The organism is Acidisoma sp. C75, from assembly GCF_054665095.1.
In genome coordinates this window covers 80,912-96,318 of record NZ_BAAFHD010000011.1, presented here as the reverse complement: position 1 = coordinate 96,318, position 15,407 = coordinate 80,912, and the positions used below count along the sequence as shown (strand labels likewise).

Sequence of the window (15,407 nt, the reverse complement as noted above, 5' to 3'; positions counted from 1 at the left end):
CGCCGCCCACGGCCCGATCAGGCCGAACGCCAGAGAGCCCCCGCGGCATCGACGACGGGCGCCATGGGCATGAAGAGACAACGGGCGGAGCCGAGATCGCCCGTTCTCACGAGGCCAGCCTCGATCAGCCGCAGCCCGGCTGCGGGGAAGGCCGCGGCATCGACGGGCGGGGCCATGGTGCTCACCCAGCAGCGGCGCCCCTCGACCATGATCGGCGCGCCCGCGGCAAGACGCGGGCGGTCGGGCCAGGCGCGCCGCTCCGCCAGATGCAGCGCCGTACACCTCTCGAACCCAACGCCGATCAGGAGAATCTGGGCGCCGAGCCCATAGAGCGCGGCCAGAGGCGAGCCGTCTCCGAACGGATCGTCGAGCGGCTGGTCACGGGTGATCCGCGCCGCTTCGGGGCCGAGGGCGGCGAAGGACAGCGCCGGATGCAGGCTGCGCCGGACGCCGGGCCAGGTGCGGAATTGCTCGGCCACCGCCCCCATGCCGCGTGTCGGTGTCGTCCGCGGATCATAGGCCGGCAAGGTCGCCCGGATCTCGTCATGCCAGGCGAGCGGGACCGCGGGTACTTGCCAGCCCGCCGGGTCGGTCAGCTGCGTCGAATGCGCCGGCATGACGAGCGTGCCCGCGCCCGTCAGCACGTCCTGGAGCGCCAGGATGACGGCGGTCGCGCCGCCGCAAACCCACCCGATCGACCGCAGCGAGCAATGCACCAGCACAGTGCCGCCGGCGCTCAGGCCAAGGCAGCGCAGATCCCGGGCCAGGCTCTCCCGCGTGCGGGGCGCGGGCGTTGCGGCCACCACCGCAGCCTCCCGCGCCGACACCTCACTCATCCCCGCGGAGGTGGCGCTCAGCGCGACGGAGATCGGCCTCCGTCGTGATCTTGAAGGCGTCTTCCGAGCCGGGGACGATGCGGACCGGAATGTCCAGCGCCTCGGCGACGGAGGCGTCGTCGGTGATCGGCGTCCGATCCGCCAGCCCAGCGACCTGCCGATGCGCCTCCAGGATCAGCGGAAAGCGGAAGCCCTGCGGGGTTTGCGCCCGCCAGAGGATGGCGCGGTCGATCGTGGCGGTGATCCGCCCCTCCGCCACCTGCTTGATCGTGTCGAAGACCGGCATCGCGGCGATGACCGCCCCATGCTCGGCGAGCGCCGCGACCGTCGCCGAAAGCGTTTCGTGGGTGACGAAGGGCCGCACGCCATCATGGATCAGCACCGCATCGGGCGGGCCGCCGGGCGCGCTCGCGAGCGCTTCAAGCCCGAGGCGGACCGAGTGATCCCGCGTCGCGCCGCCGATCACCGGCGGGCGGAGGGCGAGGCCGGCCACCGCCGCCGCATAAAGCGCGCGATCATCCGGATGGATGACGACGGTGACATCGCTGATATCGGGGTGGCTGAGGAAGGCGCGGGCGGTGTGGTGCAGCACCGCCTGGCCGCCGATCTGCCGATACTGCTTGGGCGCGCCTGGCCCCATCCGGGTGCCCCGCCCGGCACAGACGATCAGCGCGCTGACTTTCATCCCACCCCGTCCTCTCCTGCCGCCCGAAACCGCGGGCGAGCGGAAGGCTCATGATACAGATGGCGCGAGCACTCAAGCCCGCGGCCATCGGATCAGCACCATGAGCGAAGGGCGGAGAAGCGAAACGGCCGCAGCCGCTATTGCGCCGTGCCGTAAACCCGGCCGCCCGCCTCACCCGTACAATAGCAGCCGCTGCCGGGGGAACGCGGCACCGTCATCGGGCAGGTGAGGGCGGGGGTGAAGCAGCTCCGCGCAACCACCGGCGTGCTCTGCACCGGCTGGGTTTGCGGCGGGAAATAGGCGGGCGGCGGCGCCGGATAGGCGACGACCGGTGGCGCATAGACCACTGGCGGCGGCGCGGCATAGATCACCGGCGGCGGCGCATAGACGACCGGCGGTGGATAGACGACCGGCGGCGGCCCCCAATAGCGCGGCCCCGCGACCCAGACCCCGCCTTGCCACCAGGCATGGGCGGGCGGTGCGGACAGCACGAGCCCGATCCCCATCACCAGCAGCGCCGAGCCGGCCAGCAGGCCAGGGCGGCGCAGGCGCCGCATCGGCGCGCGCATTTCCCGCATCATCGGTTCGCTCTCCTCGATCATGCTCATCGGCGCCGAGACTACCGCACCGACCATGTCTAAATCGAGGCCGGGATGTTACCGGGGGCTTATCCGAGCGCGCGGCGCGGTCAGCGATGCGTGAGGTGCAGCCAGCCGTCCTCGAAGGCCACCTCGATCTCCGCCAGATCCGGCACCCAGACCTCGCCCTTAGCATCGAGCCCCGCCGCCGGCTGGGTGGAAGCGACGGCGACGATCTGCGCCCCGGCGGCGCGCCCGGCGGCAAGCCCGGCATCGGCATCTTCGAAAACGATGCAGTCGCTCGGCGCGAAGCCGAGCCCTGCGGCGCCGAGCCGATAGCAGGCGGGGTCCGGCTTGCCGTGCTCGACCGATTCGGCGGTGACAAGCACCGCCGGCACCGGCAGCCCGCAGGCGGCGAGGCGGGTGCGGGCGAGGGCTTCGTCCGCCGAGGTCACCAAAGCCCAGCGATCGGCCGGGAGCTTGGCGATGAGCGCGCGGGCGCCGGCGATCTCCGCCAGCCCCTCGGTATCGCGCCGCTCGGCCTCTTCCAGCTTGCGCGCTTCGGCGGCGATATCTTTGATGCCCTTGCCGAAAAGCGCGATCGTCTCGACCGCGCGGCGACCATGCGCGACCGGCATGAGCCCGACCGGATCGAGGCCCTGCTCCGCCGCCCAGGCAGACCACACCCGCTCCACCACCGGGCCGGAATCGACCAGCGTGCCATCCATATCGAAGAGAATGCCGCGCGCCTTGAGCTGCATGCCTTTTGCAAATCGCATTGTCTGATCCGATCTTCCTCAAGAGGGGCGCGGCGCTACCCGCAGGATGCCAGCCTTCGGCGGCGGGACGCGCACCCGAAGGGCTGGCGCCCAGCCCGGGGCCGGGCGGGTTTAGCGGCAGGCCGGGGCAGAGGCAAATCCCCGCCATGGCCGAGCGCGGGCAGGCTTGCCCGCAGCGTGCCTCGCCCGCCCGCCTGACGGGAAAGGCTGCCCGGAGCCGCGCTTTTGTGGCACAAGGCGGAGGAGCCCGGGGCCTGCGCCTTGCGGCGCGTCATCAAAGCTTCACGGAGTTCCCATGGCTCCGCACGGTTGGCTCGTCTATGTGCCGGCAAGCATTGGGTAGGGGTTGCCGCGCAGATGCCTTCGTCCCAGGTGGTAGGTGAATTAGCGATGCAGGTGAGTGAACAGGTGAGACAGGCCGAGACGGCGGCAGAGCCCGGTGCGGCCGGGGCCCCGAACCACCGGCTCGTCGTCCGCAATCTCAACTTCTATTACGGCGCCACCCACGCGCTGAAGAACATCAACCTGACGGTGGACGATCGCCGGGTGCTCGCCATGATCGGCCCTTCCGGCTGCGGCAAATCCACCCTGCTGCGCGTGATCAACCGTATGTACGATCTCTATCCCGGCCAGCGCGCCGAGGGCGAGGTCATGCTCGACGACATGAACATCGTGAGCGCGGATTTCGATATCAACACGCTCCGCCGCCGCGTCGGCATGGTGTTTCAGAAGCCCACGCCCTTCCAGATGTCGATCTACGACAATGTCGCCTTCGGCGTGAAGCTGCACGAGAAGCTGACCCGCGCCGAGATGGACGAGCGGGTGCAGTGGTCGCTCACCCGCGCGGCGCTGTGGGACGAGGTGAAGGACCGGCTGCGTTCGCCGGCGACCGGCATGTCCGGCGGGCAGCAGCAGCGCCTCTGCATCGCGCGCTCCATCGCCGTGCGGCCGGAAATCCTCCTGCTCGACGAGCCGACCAGCGCGCTCGACCCGATCAGCACCCTCAAGATCGAGGAGCTGATCGACGAGCTGAAGAAGGATTTCACCATCGTCATCGTGACGCATAACATGCAGCAGGCGGCGCGCTGCGCCGACCGGGTGGCCTTCTTCTATCTCGGCGAACTGGTGGAGGTGGATGCCGCCGCCACCATGTTCACCGCACCGAAACAACCGCGCACGCAAGAATATATCACCGGCCGGTTCGGGTAACGGCGCATGACCGCGGAAACCACCCAGGGCGAACACATCGTGAAAAGCTACGAGCATGAGTTGGGCCGCCTGCGCGGGATGATCACCCAGATGGGCGGTATGGTGGAGGCCCAGGCCGCCAACGCCGCCCGCGCCGTGCTGGAGCATAATGCCGAAGCCGCCGCCTTCGCGGTGCAGGACGATACCGGCGTCGATCGGCTGGAGCGCGAGATCGCCGATTTCACCATCCGCCTCATCGCGCTGCGCCAGCCGGTAGCGGCCGATCTCCGGCTCGTCGTCTCGGCCATCAAGATCGCCGGCGATCTCGAACGCATCGGCGATTACGCCGCCAATGTCGCCAAGCGCAGCCTCATCCTCAACGAAATGCCGGTGCCGTTCTCGATGAGCGGCCTCGGCCACATGTTCCGGCTGGTGCAGGAAAACCTCAAGGCCACGGTCGATGCGGTGGGCGAGGGGAGTGCCGAGCGCGCGGTTGACGTCTGGCGCTCGGATATCGCGGTCGATGATGTCTATTCCGCGATCTTCCGCGAGCAGATCACCTATATGATGGAAGATCCGCGCAACATCACGCCCTGCACGCATCTCCTTTTCATCGCCAAGAACCTGGAACGCATGGGCGACCACGCGACCAATATCGCGGAGATCGTCTACTACGCCATCACCGGCGAGGTGCTGACGATGAACCGCCCCAAGGGCGATAGCGGCTTCCCCGCGCTTCGCCCCGCCAGCCAGTAACCTGGAAGCAGAAACAGTGTCCGTGACCTCCGACAGCCTCTCGCTCTCCACCAAGCCGCTCGTCCTCATCGTCGAGGATGAGGCGGCGCTGATGACCATGCTGCGCTACAACCTGGAAAAGCAGGGCTTCCGGGTGGAGGAGGCGGGGGATGGCGAAGAGGCGCTGGCCCGCATCAACGAGGTGAAGCCCGATATGGTGCTGCTGGACTGGATGCTGCCGCATCTCTCCGGCATCGAGGTCTGCCGCCAGATCCGCCGGCGCCCGGCGACGCGGGAATTGCCGGTGATCATGATCACCGCGCGGAGCGAGGATCAGGACGCGGTGCGCGGCCTCAATACCGGCGCCGACGACTATGTGACGAAGCCCTTCAGCACGGAAGCGCTGGTCGCCCGCATGCGGGCGCTGATGCGCCGCTCCAACACCGTGCCGGCCAAGGGCGAGCTGCGCTTCCACGATATCGTGCTGGACCTCTCCGCCCACCGCATGAGCCGCAATGGCCGGCAACTGCATCTGGGGCCAACCGAATACCGGCTGATGGAATTCCTCATGCAGCGTCCGCGCCGGGTCTTCTCGCGCGAGGAATTGCTGGATGCGATCTGGGGCCCCTCGATCCATGTCGAGCCGCGGACGGTCGATGTGCATATCCGCCGGCTGCGCAAGGCGATCAACGGCCCGGGCGAGCTCGACGTGGTGCGCACCGTGCGCGCCGCGGGCTACGCGCTCGATACCGAGAATAGCTGAAGCGCCGCCTTCCGCCGCGTCATGCCGGGCGATGCCCGGCGTAACGCGGCGGCGGCCATGGGGATGGGAAATGGCCCCCTTCAGCCCCGGAAATAGGTGAGATCGCCTGGCGGCCGGGCGCCCATGCGGCTGATCGTCTCGGCAGCGGCTCGGCTGCCCCAGCGGCCGCAGGTCTCGAGGCTCTCCCCCGCCGTCAGCGCCGTGAGGAACCCCGCCGCATAGGCATCGCCCGCGCCCGTGGTATCAACCACCTGGGTCGGCACCGCCTGGATCACCGCCCGCTCGGTGCCGCGCAGGACGACGCTGCCCTGTTCGCTCCGCGTCAGCGCCGCGATCTCGACGAGGCCGCGCATCGCCTCCGCCCCCGCCTCGAAATCCTCAAGCCCGGTCAGCGCCGCGAGTTCCTGCTCGTTGGCGAAGACGATATCGACATGATCGCGCACCAGCGCCTGGAAGGCCGCGCGGTTATGCTGCACGCAGAGAAAATCCGAGAGGCTGAGCGCCACCTTGCGCCCCGCGGCATGGGCGATCTCGGCCGCCGCCTGCGCGGCCTCGGCCGACTGCGGCACATATTGCAGGAAGCCTTCGAGGTAGAGCACCGCCGAATCGGCGATCAGCGCGGCATCGAGATGCGCCGGCGCCAGGCTGCTCGAAACGCCGAGGAAGGTGTTCATCGTCCGCTGCCCATCGGGGGTGACGAGGATGAGGCAGCGGGCGGTGGGCTCCCCCCCGGCCAGGGCCGCCGGCGTTTCGTAATGCACGCCGGAAGCGTGGATATCGTGGCGGAAGATGGTGCCGAACTGATCCTCCGCGACGACGCCGATGAAGGCGGCGCGCGCGCCCATCTGCCCGGCGACCGCGGCGGTATTGGCGACCGAGCCGCCGCTCGTCTGCACCGCCGGCGGCATCAGGGCATAGAGCGCATCGGCGCGCGCCGCGTCGATCAGCGCCATCGAGGCCTTGATCATGCCCTGCTCGGCGAGGAACCCCTCATCGACTTCAGCGAGAATATCGACGATGGCGTTGCCGAGGCTCAAGATGTCGTAGCGTGGCGGTGTCATGCGGGTTCCCGATCTGTTTGCCGAGTCGGGGTAGCAGCGCATGGGGTTCCAGGCAAACGCCGAAGCGGGCCGGCGGGGCGTCACAAAAATACCCCATCGGGTTTCAATCCCTCGACGTTCGTGTTACGCCCGCCGCCTTCGCCAAGGCAGGAACGGGAGAGATCGTGTTCAAGCGCCGTAGCACAAAGCCAGAAGAAGACCTGCGGGAAGCCGGCCGCGCCCTGCCGCCGGCTGCCTCCACGAGCCCCCCAGCCTCGGCCCCGCCGTCCACGACGCCGCCCGGCTCTGCCCCCGCCCCGGCGGCCGGCAGCGGCCTCGGCGCCCCGCCTTTCAGCCCCAGTTCGCTCCAGGACAAGGATAATTCTGCCATGGCCCGACCGCCTTTCCCCCCCAGCCCCTCCGCCGTGCCGCAGATGCCGCCCGCGCCGAACCGCCCGCCGATGTCGGGCGCCATGATGCGCACGCCGGAAAGCGCGGCCGAGCGCCGCACCCTGGTCGTCGGCCGCGGCATCAGCGTGCAGGGCACCATCACCGATGCCGAGCGGCTGGTGGTGGAAGGGACGGTGGAAGCGACGATGATCCACGCGACCGAGCTTTCCGTGATCCAAGGCGGCGTCTTCAAGGGCGAGGTCGAGGTTGAGGAAGCCGAGATCGCCGGCACCATCGACGGCGTGGTGACGGCGCGCACCAGCCTGATCGTGCGGGCCACCGGCCGGGTGATCGGCCGCGCCCGCTGCCGCCGGCTGCAGGTGGAGGATGGCGGCCAGATCACTGGCCAGATCGAAATGCTGACCGAGCCGATGGCGGCCTCGCCGGCGGCGGCAGCGCCGGCAGCGCCGCCGACCTCAGCCTTCGGCGATATCGATCGCCCGGCAGCCCCCTCCGAGGGCTAAAGCCCGAGCCCATCGGCGACGGCGGCAAGCCGCCGCCGCCGATGGGCCCCCGGAACAAGTCCGGGGCGGCACAAGCGGCCGGTGGCGCGCCGCCCTACAGCCCGAAGGCGCGGCGGGCGAGGCCGATGATGCGATAGGCCTCCTCCCACAGCGCGTAGGCCGGCAGATCGTCCATATCCGCCCAGGTGGCGGCGGCCGCATCGTCCCGCGCTTCAGGCTCCCCGCCGATCCAGAGACCGGCGAAATCGAGGATCGTGTAGTGGTAGCGCACGCGACCCTCGGCATCGCGCTCAATGCTATCCACGTTGCCCGCGAGCTTGAGCGGGCCGACAGTCAGCCCCGTCTCCTCCCGCAATTCCCGTCGCGCCGCTTCCTCCGCCGTCTCGCCGAGATCCTGCGCGCCGCCCGGCAGGCTCCAGATTCCCTGCATCGGTGGCCGTCCGCGCTTGATGAGCAGGACGGAGCGCGGCGGGCGCATCAGCACGATGCCGATGCCGACGATCGGCCGTTCCGGATAGGCGCGGCTCATCCCCCATGCAGCAGGCGCACACTGTCCTCCTTGTCGAAAAGCCGCAGCAGCAGATCGGCCGCCTGGCCGCGTGGCGAGGCGAGCGCCGCATCCTGCGCAAGCAGCATCGCCGCATCCTTAACCGCGATGGCGCGCAGGCGCTCCTGCTCCGGGATCGCGGCAAGCCGATAGAGCGGCAGGCCGGATTGCTTGGTGCCGGTGACATCCCCCGCGCCGCGCAGCCGGAAATCGGCATCGGCAATGGCGAAGCCGTCATCGCTATCGCGCAGCATGCAGAGCCGGGCGCGGGCCACGGCGCTCAGCGCCTCGTCATGCAGCAGCAGGCAGAAGCTCTCCGCCGCGCCACGGCCGACGCGGCCGCGTAGCTGGTGGAGCTGGGCGAGGCCGAAGCGCTCGGCATGGTCGATGACCATGACGGTCGCCTCCGGCACGTCGATCCCGACCTCGACCACCGTTGTCGCCACCAGCAGCTGCGCGCGGCCGGCGGCGAAATCGGCGATCGCCGCGTCCCGCAGGCGCGGCTCCTGCTGGCCATGGGCGAGGCGCACAGCATCGGCGCCGAAGCGGCGGCTGAGGAGGGCGAAGCGATCTTCGGCGGCGGCGAGATCCATCACCTCGCTCTCGCTCACCAGCGGGCAGACCCAATAGACGCGGGCACCACGCTCCAGCGCGCGGCCGATGCCGGACAGCACTTCCGCCAGCGCGCCGAGGCCGTGGATCGTGGTGCGGATGGGCGCGCGGCCGGCCGGCCGCTCAGTCAGCAGGCTCACCTCCATCTCCCCGTAATGGGTGAGGCGGAGCGTGCGGGGAATGGGGGTCGCCGTCATCACCAGCAGATCGGTCGTCTCTCCCTTGGCACCAAGGCTCCTCCGCTGCTCCACCCCGAAGCGGTGCTGCTCGTCGATCACCGCGAGGGCGAGATCGCGGAACAGCACCTCCTTCTGGAACAGCGCATGGGTGCCGACGACGAGGGGCAGCGAGCCATCGGCGAGGCCGGCGAGCACCGCGCGGCGCTCGGCCGCCGGCAGGTTGCCGGTGAGCAGCCCGACCGGCACGGGCGAGAGGCGGCTCAAGCTGCGGTGGTGCTGCTGCGCCAGGATCTCGGTCGGCGCCATCAAGGCAGCCTGGGCGCCGGCCTCGGCCGCGCGCAGCATGGCGAGCAGGGCGACGAGCGTTTTGCCCGAGCCGACATCGCCTTGCAGCAGCCGCAGCATGGGCGAGGGGGCGGCGAGATCGCCATCAATCTCGCCGAGCGCGCGGTTTTGCGAGGCGGTGGGCGCATGGCCGAAGCGGGCCAGCGCCTCCGCCCGCAAATGCCCATCCCCGGTGAGCGCGCGGCCGGGGCGGTGCTTGCGGGCAAGCCTGCGGAGGCCGAGGGCGAGCTGTTCGGCGAGCAGTTCATCATAGGCGAGGCGGCGGCGCGCGGCCTCCCGCGCCGGCTCGTCCATATCCGGCGCCTGCACCCGGCGGAGCGCGGCATCGAAGGCGGGCCAGCCGCGCCGCGCGAGAAGCGAGGGCTCGATCCATTCCGGAAAAGGCATGAGGCGGGCGAGCGCGCCAGCCATGCCCTTGCCGACCACGCGGTTGGTAATACCGGCGGTGAGCGGCCATTGCGGCTCGATCAGCGGCATCTCGCCGGCCCGCGCCTCAGGCAGCACGTAATCCGGGTGCGGCAGGGTCAGCCGCTCGCCGAACCGCTCCAGCTTGCCGGAGACGACGAGCCTCGCCCCCACCGGCATCTGGGAGAGCCGCGCCTGGTGGAAGAGCACGATTTCGGCGAAGGCGGTGCCATCCGTCACCACCACCCGCCAGGGCTGGGATCTCGCCCGCGGCTCCTCATGCCGGACGACATCGACCGCGATCGTCACGATGCCGCCGGGGCGGGCGGCGCGGAGCGCCGGGCGCTCCCGCCGGTCGATATAGGCATCCGGCATGTGAAACAGCAGATGGCGGAGCTGCGCGCCGCCCACCAGCCGCTTCAACCCCTCCGCCAGGCGCGGCCCTATGCCAGGAAGGTAAGTCAGCGGCGCGCGGAGAAGAGCGAGCGGGGCGTCCTTCACCGGCTGACTCTTGGGCGCGGGCGAATTATAGGACAGATCAGCCATGAGCAGCGATCCTTCCCCCACGCCCGATCCGCGCCGCAAGCGCCTTCTCTTCCGAGCGACCCATCGCGGCACGCATGAGCTGGACCTTCTGATCGGCGGCTTCGTCTCATCCCGGATCGAAACCTTCACGGCCGAGGAATTGGCGGAGATCGAGCGACTCCTCGACCTCCCGGAGCCTGATCTCGCCGACTGGCTGACGGGCCGTCAACCCATCCCGCCGGCGCACGACCATCCGCTGCTGCGCGCCATGGCGGAGAGCGGGCGCCGATGAGCCGGCTGACCGTCTATGGCGCGCCGGAAGGCTGGGATGCGGCGCTGCTCGTCCGCCAGTCGCTCGATGCCGCGGGGCCGCTTCTGCACGTCGCCCGCGACGATGCGCGCATGGCCCGGATGGCCGACGCGCTCGCCTTCTTCGCGCCGGAACTGCCGGTGCTGCGCTTTCCCGCCTGGGATTGCCTGCCCTATGACCGGGTTTCCCCCAATCCGCTGATCGTCTCGGAACGGATCGCGACCCTCGCCCAGCTTTCCGGCGGGGCCTTCCGCCGCGGCGTGGTCCTGACGACGGTGAATGCGCTGATCCAGCGCGTGCCGCCGCAGGGGATGTTCCAGGGCACGAGCCTGACCCTCGCCCCTGGCGCCACGATCGCGCCCGAGAAGCTCGCGGGCTTCCTCGAAGCGCATGGCTATGCCCGGGCGGCAACGGTGATGGAGCCGGGGGAATTCGCCATCCGCGGCGGCATCATCGACCTCTTCCCGGCCGGCGAGAGCGAACCCGTGCGCCTCGACCTCTTCGGCGACCAGATCGAGACGATGCGGCATTTCGATACCGATAGCCAGCGGAGCGGGGCGGCAGCCGGGCCGATCAGCCTCCACCCCGTCTCGGAAGTGCCGCTCGACCCGCAATCCGTCAGCCGCTTCCGCAGCGCCTGGCGCGAGATCTTCGGCGCGGCGGCGGCGGAAGACCCGATCTATCTCTCGATCTCCGAACGCCGCCGCCATCCCGGCATGGAGCATTGGCTGCCGCTCTTCCACGACAGCATGGAAACCCTCCTCGATTACCTGCCGGGAGTGACGGTCGCGCTCGACCATCAGGCCGAGGAAGTGCTGGCCGCACGGCTGGAACTGATCGCCGATCACTACCAGGCCCGGCGCAGCCCGCCGCGCGATGGCGAAACGCCCTATCGGCCGATCCCGCCCCAGCGGCTCTATCTGGATGCCAAGGCTTGGGAGGCGTTGCTCGCCCGCGGGCAGAGCTTCGCCTTCAGCCCCTTCGGCCGGCCGGAGGGCGCGGAGGGGATCGACGGCGGCGGCCGCCCCGCGCCGCTCTTCGCGCCGGGCGGGGATTTGCAGCCCGATGTCTATGAGCGTCTGCGCGAGCAGGCAGCGGCCTGGGGCGCGGAGAAGAAACGCCTCGTCATCGCCGCCTGGACCGATGGCTCGCGCGAGCGGCTGGGCGGGCTTTTGCGCGAGCATGGTTTCGACAAGCTGGCCGTCGCGCCCCACGCGGATGCCATGCGCGCCCTGCCGCCGGGCACGATCGCGCTCGTCACCCTCGGGCTCGAACGCGGCTTCGTGGGCGATCGCATCGCGGTCGTCGGCGAGCAGGATCTGCTCGGGCGGAGGCTTTCCCGCCCGCCGCGGCGGCGCAAGCGGGCCGATCAGTTCATCGCCGAGGCGACCGATATCGCCGAGGGCGACCTCGTCGTGCATGAGGATCACGGTATCGGCCGCTATGACGGGCTGGTGACGCTGCGGGTGGGCGATGCGCCGCATGATTGCCTGCGGCTCCTCTACGATGGCGGGGACAAGCTTTTTCTCCCGGTCGAGAATATCGAGGTGCTCTCCCGCTTCGGCAGCGAGACGGCCGGCGTGCAGCTCGACAAGCTGGGCGGCGCCTCCTGGCAGAGCCGCAAGGCCCGCGCCAAGACTCGCATTCGCGATATGGCGGCCGGCCTCATCCGCATCGCCGCCGAACGCCGCCTGCACGAAGCGCCGAGCCTGGCGCCGCCCGAGGGCATGTGGGACGAGTTCTGCGCCCGCTTCCCCTTCGCCGAGACGGATGACCAATCCCGCGCCATCGCCGATGTGCTGGAGGATATGGCGAGCGGCCGGCCGATGGACCGGCTGATCTGCGGCGATGTCGGCTTCGGCAAGACAGAAGTGGCACTGCGCGCCGCCTTCGTCGCCGCCATGTCGGGCTCCCAGGTCGCCGTCGTGGTGCCGACGACGCTGCTCGCCCGCCAGCATTTTCGCGTGTTCTCCGCGCGCTTCGCGGGGCTTCCCATCAACGTCGCGCAGCTATCGCGCATGGTGACGGCGAAGGAGGCGGCAGCGGTGAAGGCCGGGGTCGCCGATGGCACGATCAACATCGTCGTCGGCACCCATGCGCTGCTCGCCAAAAGCGTGACCTTCGCGGAGCTTGGCCTCGTCATCGTCGATGAGGAGCAGCATTTCGGCGTGGCGCATAAGGAGCGTCTGAAATCCCTCAAGGCGGACGTGCATGTGCTGACGCTGACGGCAACCCCCATTCCACGCACGCTGCAACTCGCACTTACCGGCGTGCGGGAGATGAGCATCATCGCGACACCGCCGGTCGATCGCCTTGCCGTGCGCACCTTCATCATGCCCTTCGACAGCCTCGTCATCCGCGAGGCGATCCAGCGCGAGCGCTTCCGCGGCGGGCAGATCTTCTGTGTCTGCCCGCGCCTCGAAGACCTCGACCGGATGGGCCAGCGCCTGCTCGAAATCGTGCCGGATTTGCGCGTGGTGCAGGCCCATGGGCGGCTTTCGCCGACCGATCTTGAGCGGGTGATGACGGAGTTCAGCGACGGCAAGTATGACGTTCTGCTCTCGACCAATATCGTCGAAAGCGGGCTCGACATGCCGGCCGTCAATACCTTGATCATTCACCGCGCGGATATGTTCGGCCTCGGCCAGCTCTATCAGCTGCGCGGGCGCGTGGGCCGCGGCAAGCAGCGCGGCTACGCCTATCTCACCTGGCCGGCGAATTTCCGCCTCTCCGCTGCGGCCGAAAAACGGCTGGATGTGATGCAGACGCTCGATACGCTGGGCGCCGGCTTCACCCTCGCCAGCCACGATCTCGATATCCGCGGCGCCGGCAATCTGCTCGGCGACGAGCAATCCGGCCATATCCGCGAGGTCGGCATCGAGCTTTACCAGCAGATGCTGGAAGATGCGGTGGCCGATCTGCGCGCCGAGCGCGGCAAGAGCCGCCGCTCCGCCGAGCGGGATTGGACGCCGACGATCCAGCTCGGCCTGCCCGTCCTCATCCCCGAGACTTACGTGCGCGATCTGCCCGTCCGCCTCGGCCTCTATCGCCGTATCGGTGCCTTGTCATCGGTGGAGGAAACCGAAGCCATGGGGGCCGAACTCGTCGATCGCTTCGGGCCGCTGCCCGAGGAGGTGGATAATCTTCTGCAGGTGATGACGTTGAAGCGCATCTGCCGGGAAGCGGGGGTCGAGAAGCTCGATGCCGGGCCGAAGGGGATGGTGGTGAGCTTCCGCGGCAATGCCTTCGCCAACCCCGCCGGCCTCATCCCCTGGATCGCGCAGCGGAAAGGCGCCATCAAGCTCCGGCCGGACCATAAGCTCGTTCTCGTGGCGGAGATGGATATCGGCCAGCGTATCCGGCTGGCGAAGGACATCCTCGGCAATCTTGCGCGCATCGCGGGGCAGGCGAAGGCGGCCTGAGCGGCCGCCTTCACAGGCGATCAGGCCTGAATGTCCCGCTTTTTCTGGAGATATTCCTCGCGGCTGATCTCGCCGCGGGCATAGCGCTCATCGAGCGTGTGCAGCCCGGCGGAGCCGCGCAGTACCGGCGGCAGGCCATGATGCGCAGGCGAGGACCAGGAGAGCGCGCGGAACAGGAAAACCAGAAGGGCGACGACGATCACCCCGCCAAAGAGCATCATGAACCATCCTCCGCTGCTGTAACCGTCCCAGTCCATCATCATCGGTGCCCAGCCAGGCCCCACAAAGCCCGGCCCCACAAAGCCCGGTTCGCCGGGCGCCCCGACAGGCGCCGGAGCGGCCCAGGCTGCCTGCGCGGCCCAGGCAAGCGCCACGGCGGCGAGGGCGGAGCTTCTGATCAGCGGTCGAAGGGCGACCACCCTATGGCTCGGTTGCAGGAGAGATTGTCGTTTCGCGCTCATGGGGCGCATCAAGGCAGATCGCACCGCGACCTGCATTGATCGAGGTCATGAGGCCAGCTTTTTACGGCTGGCCGCTGCCGCCCGCAGCGCCATAGACCTGGCCGTTCGCGTAGCTCGCATCCGCCGCTGCCAGCTGCACATAGATCGAGGCGAGTTCCACCGGCTGGCCGGCACGGCCGAGCGGCGTCTTGCCGCCGAAATGTTCGAGCTTCTCCATCGTCGCCCCGCCCGAGACTTGCAGCGGCGTCCAGATCGGGCCGGGGGCGACGCCATTGACACGGATGCCTTTGGGGCCGAGTTGCTTGGCGAGCGATTTCACGAAGTTCATTGTCGCTGCCTTGGTCTGCGCGTAGTCATAAAGGTCGGGGCCGCTGCTGCTGGCGGCCGGCATTGCTGACGAGAATATCGAGCCCGCCGAGTTCGGCGACCGTATCCTGCACCAGCTTCCGGCAATAGGCTTCATCCCGCAGATCCCCCGGCAGTGCGACCGCCTTGCGGCCGGCCTGCTCGATGAGGGCGATCACCTCCCGCGCATCGGGCTCCTCCGTCGGGTAATAGCTGATGGCGACATCGGCACCTTCCCGCGCATAGGCGATGGCGGCCGCCCGGCCCATGCCGGAATCGCCACCCGTGATGAGGGCGCGGCGGCCGGCGAGACGGCCGGAGCCCTTGTAGCTCGTCTCGCCATGATCGGGCTTCGGATCCATCTTCGAAGCGAGGCCCGGCCAGGCCTGGGATTGTTTCGGGTAGGGCGGGCGCGGATATTTCGTTGTCGGATTTTCGAGCGGTGCGGCGGTCGGCGGCCGGGTATCGGCATGCGCTGGGCTCGCGACGCCGCTCGCGGCGGCAACCGCGGCGAGGCCGGCGCTGCCGACGACGCGGCGGCGTGAAAGATCGGTGGTGTCGTTCATGAGGCTCTCCTGTCGTGCAAAGCCGCAGGTGAGGGGGCGGCGCCGGCGGTTCAATCGGCTCGCTAGCGCCCGCGCGAAACTGTGTGCGCGAAGGGGGGCGTGGGGCGGCATCGGCGGCTGCATCGCCGAGACGTGAGGGCGCGGCGGCGGCGGCAAGGCGGGCGGCGCCCTA

Annotated in this window: 14 protein-coding genes and 1 pseudogene; 6 read left to right on the top strand and 9 right to left on the bottom strand. The window is 69.4% G+C overall.

Annotation, left to right across the window (positions count from 1 at the left end; all coding sequences use genetic code 11):
• Positions 1 to 17: 17 nt before the first annotated feature.
• The 4 genes from ACYQ7X_RS15075 to ACYQ7X_RS15060 form a co-directional block, all read right to left on the bottom strand.
• Positions 18 to 827, bottom strand: coding sequence for an AAC(3) family N-acetyltransferase (locus ACYQ7X_RS15075; protein WP_459697883.1), 810 nt, complete (start codon positions 825 to 827; stop codon positions 18 to 20).
• Position 828: 1 nt separating this feature from the next.
• Positions 829 to 1,521, bottom strand: coding sequence for a 2-C-methyl-D-erythritol 4-phosphate cytidylyltransferase (gene ispD / locus ACYQ7X_RS15070; protein ID WP_459697882.1), 693 nt, complete (start codon positions 1,519 to 1,521; stop codon positions 829 to 831).
• A gap of 137 nt (positions 1,522 to 1,658) precedes the next feature.
• Positions 1,659 to 2,156, bottom strand: coding sequence for a hypothetical protein (locus ACYQ7X_RS15065; protein WP_459697881.1), 498 nt, complete (start codon positions 2,154 to 2,156; stop codon positions 1,659 to 1,661).
• Between the two features lie 53 nt (positions 2,157 to 2,209).
• Positions 2,210 to 2,878 (bottom strand): HAD-IA family hydrolase, encoded by a 669-nt coding sequence (locus tag ACYQ7X_RS15060; protein ID WP_459697880.1) that lies wholly within the window; start codon positions 2,876 to 2,878, stop codon positions 2,210 to 2,212.
• Between the two features lie 396 nt (positions 2,879 to 3,274).
• On the opposite strand from ACYQ7X_RS15060, the gene pstB reads away from it, so the two are divergent.
• Genes pstB through phoB form a run of 3 tightly spaced genes read left to right on the top strand, consistent with a single transcriptional unit; the run spans position 3,275 to position 5,564 of the window.
• On the top strand, positions 3,275 to 4,087 hold the full coding sequence (gene pstB, locus ACYQ7X_RS15055) for a phosphate ABC transporter ATP-binding protein PstB (protein WP_459697955.1): 813 nt from the start codon (positions 3,275 to 3,277) through the stop codon (positions 4,085 to 4,087).
• A gap of 6 nt (positions 4,088 to 4,093) precedes the next feature.
• Positions 4,094 to 4,822, top strand: coding sequence for a phosphate signaling complex protein PhoU (gene phoU / locus ACYQ7X_RS15050; RefSeq protein ID WP_459697879.1), 729 nt, complete (start codon positions 4,094 to 4,096; stop codon positions 4,820 to 4,822).
• Positions 4,823 to 4,838: 16 nt separating this feature from the next.
• The gene (gene phoB / locus ACYQ7X_RS15045) at positions 4,839 to 5,564 is read left to right on the top strand and encodes a phosphate regulon transcriptional regulator PhoB (RefSeq protein ID WP_459697878.1); all 726 of its coding nucleotides are present in this window, start codon (positions 4,839 to 4,841) and stop codon (positions 5,562 to 5,564) included.
• Between the two features lie 80 nt (positions 5,565 to 5,644).
• Here phoB and ACYQ7X_RS15040 read toward each other — a convergent pair whose 3' ends face one another.
• Positions 5,645 to 6,625 (bottom strand): adenosine kinase, encoded by a 981-nt coding sequence (locus tag ACYQ7X_RS15040; protein ID WP_459697877.1) that lies wholly within the window; start codon positions 6,623 to 6,625, stop codon positions 5,645 to 5,647.
• Between the two features lie 368 nt (positions 6,626 to 6,993).
• Here ACYQ7X_RS15040 and ACYQ7X_RS15035 point away from each other — a divergent pair, with 368 nt between their 5' ends.
• Complete coding sequence (locus ACYQ7X_RS15035; RefSeq protein ID WP_459697876.1) at positions 6,994 to 7,518, top strand: bactofilin family protein; 525 nt, start codon at positions 6,994 to 6,996, stop codon at positions 7,516 to 7,518.
• A gap of 94 nt (positions 7,519 to 7,612) precedes the next feature.
• On the opposite strand, the gene ACYQ7X_RS15030 is transcribed toward ACYQ7X_RS15035, so the two are convergent.
• Positions 7,613 to 8,047 carry an NUDIX hydrolase gene (locus ACYQ7X_RS15030; protein WP_459697875.1) on the bottom strand — a complete coding sequence of 145 codons (435 nt, stop codon included), beginning with the start codon at positions 8,045 to 8,047 and terminating at the stop codon, positions 7,613 to 7,615.
• Complete coding sequence (gene recG / locus ACYQ7X_RS15025) at positions 8,044 to 10,152, bottom strand: ATP-dependent DNA helicase RecG (protein ID WP_459697874.1); 2,109 nt, start codon at positions 10,150 to 10,152, stop codon at positions 8,044 to 8,046. Before recG ends, ACYQ7X_RS15030 begins: the two co-directional genes overlap by 4 nt.
• On the opposite strand from recG, the gene ACYQ7X_RS15020 reads away from it, so the two are divergent.
• Positions 10,151 to 10,423, top strand: coding sequence for an FAD assembly factor SdhE (locus tag ACYQ7X_RS15020; protein WP_459697873.1), 273 nt, complete (start codon positions 10,151 to 10,153; stop codon positions 10,421 to 10,423). The genes recG and ACYQ7X_RS15020 overlap by 2 nt on opposite strands.
• Positions 10,420 to 13,863: a transcription-repair coupling factor gene (gene mfd, locus ACYQ7X_RS15015; RefSeq protein ID WP_459697872.1), complete on the top strand. Its 3,444-nt coding sequence runs from the start codon at positions 10,420 to 10,422 to the stop codon at positions 13,861 to 13,863. Before ACYQ7X_RS15020 ends, mfd begins: the two co-directional genes overlap by 4 nt.
• Positions 13,864 to 13,883: 20 nt before the next feature.
• Here the strand turns inward: mfd and ACYQ7X_RS15010 are convergent, their stop codons facing one another.
• Complete coding sequence (locus ACYQ7X_RS15010) at positions 13,884 to 14,084, bottom strand: SHOCT domain-containing protein (RefSeq protein WP_459697871.1); 201 nt, start codon at positions 14,082 to 14,084, stop codon at positions 13,884 to 13,886.
• A 301-nt stretch (positions 14,085 to 14,385) separates the two neighbouring features.
• Positions 14,386 to 15,235 (bottom strand): annotated as a pseudogene (locus ACYQ7X_RS15005) (SDR family oxidoreductase).
• Positions 15,236 to 15,407: the final 172 nt, after the last annotated feature.

Coding starts and splice junctions, on each gene's coding strand:
- ispD (WP_459697882.1), bottom strand. CDS start 1,521: ATGAAAGTCAGCGCGCTGATCGTCTGTGCCGGGCGGGGCACCCGGATG.
- ACYQ7X_RS15065 (WP_459697881.1), bottom strand. CDS start 2,156: ATGGTCGGTGCGGTAGTCTCGGCGCCGATGAGCATGATCGAGGAGAGC.
- ACYQ7X_RS15060 (WP_459697880.1), bottom strand. CDS start 2,878: ATGCGATTTGCAAAAGGCATGCAGCTCAAGGCGCGCGGCATTCTCTTC.
- phoU (WP_459697879.1), top strand. CDS start 4,094: ATGACCGCGGAAACCACCCAGGGCGAACACATCGTGAAAAGCTACGAG.
- ACYQ7X_RS15040 (WP_459697877.1), bottom strand. CDS start 6,625: ATGACACCGCCACGCTACGACATCTTGAGCCTCGGCAACGCCATCGTC.
- ACYQ7X_RS15035 (WP_459697876.1), top strand. CDS start 6,994: ATGGCCCGACCGCCTTTCCCCCCCAGCCCCTCCGCCGTGCCGCAGATG.
- ACYQ7X_RS15030 (WP_459697875.1), bottom strand. CDS start 8,047: ATGAGCCGCGCCTATCCGGAACGGCCGATCGTCGGCATCGGCATCGTG.
- ACYQ7X_RS15020 (WP_459697873.1), top strand. CDS start 10,151: ATGAGCAGCGATCCTTCCCCCACGCCCGATCCGCGCCGCAAGCGCCTT.
- recG (WP_459697874.1), bottom strand. CDS start 10,152: ATGGCTGATCTGTCCTATAATTCGCCCGCGCCCAAGAGTCAGCCGGTG.
- mfd (WP_459697872.1), top strand. CDS start 10,420: ATGAGCCGGCTGACCGTCTATGGCGCGCCGGAAGGCTGGGATGCGGCG.
- ACYQ7X_RS15010 (WP_459697871.1), bottom strand. CDS start 14,084: ATGATGCTCTTTGGCGGGGTGATCGTCGTCGCCCTTCTGGTTTTCCTG.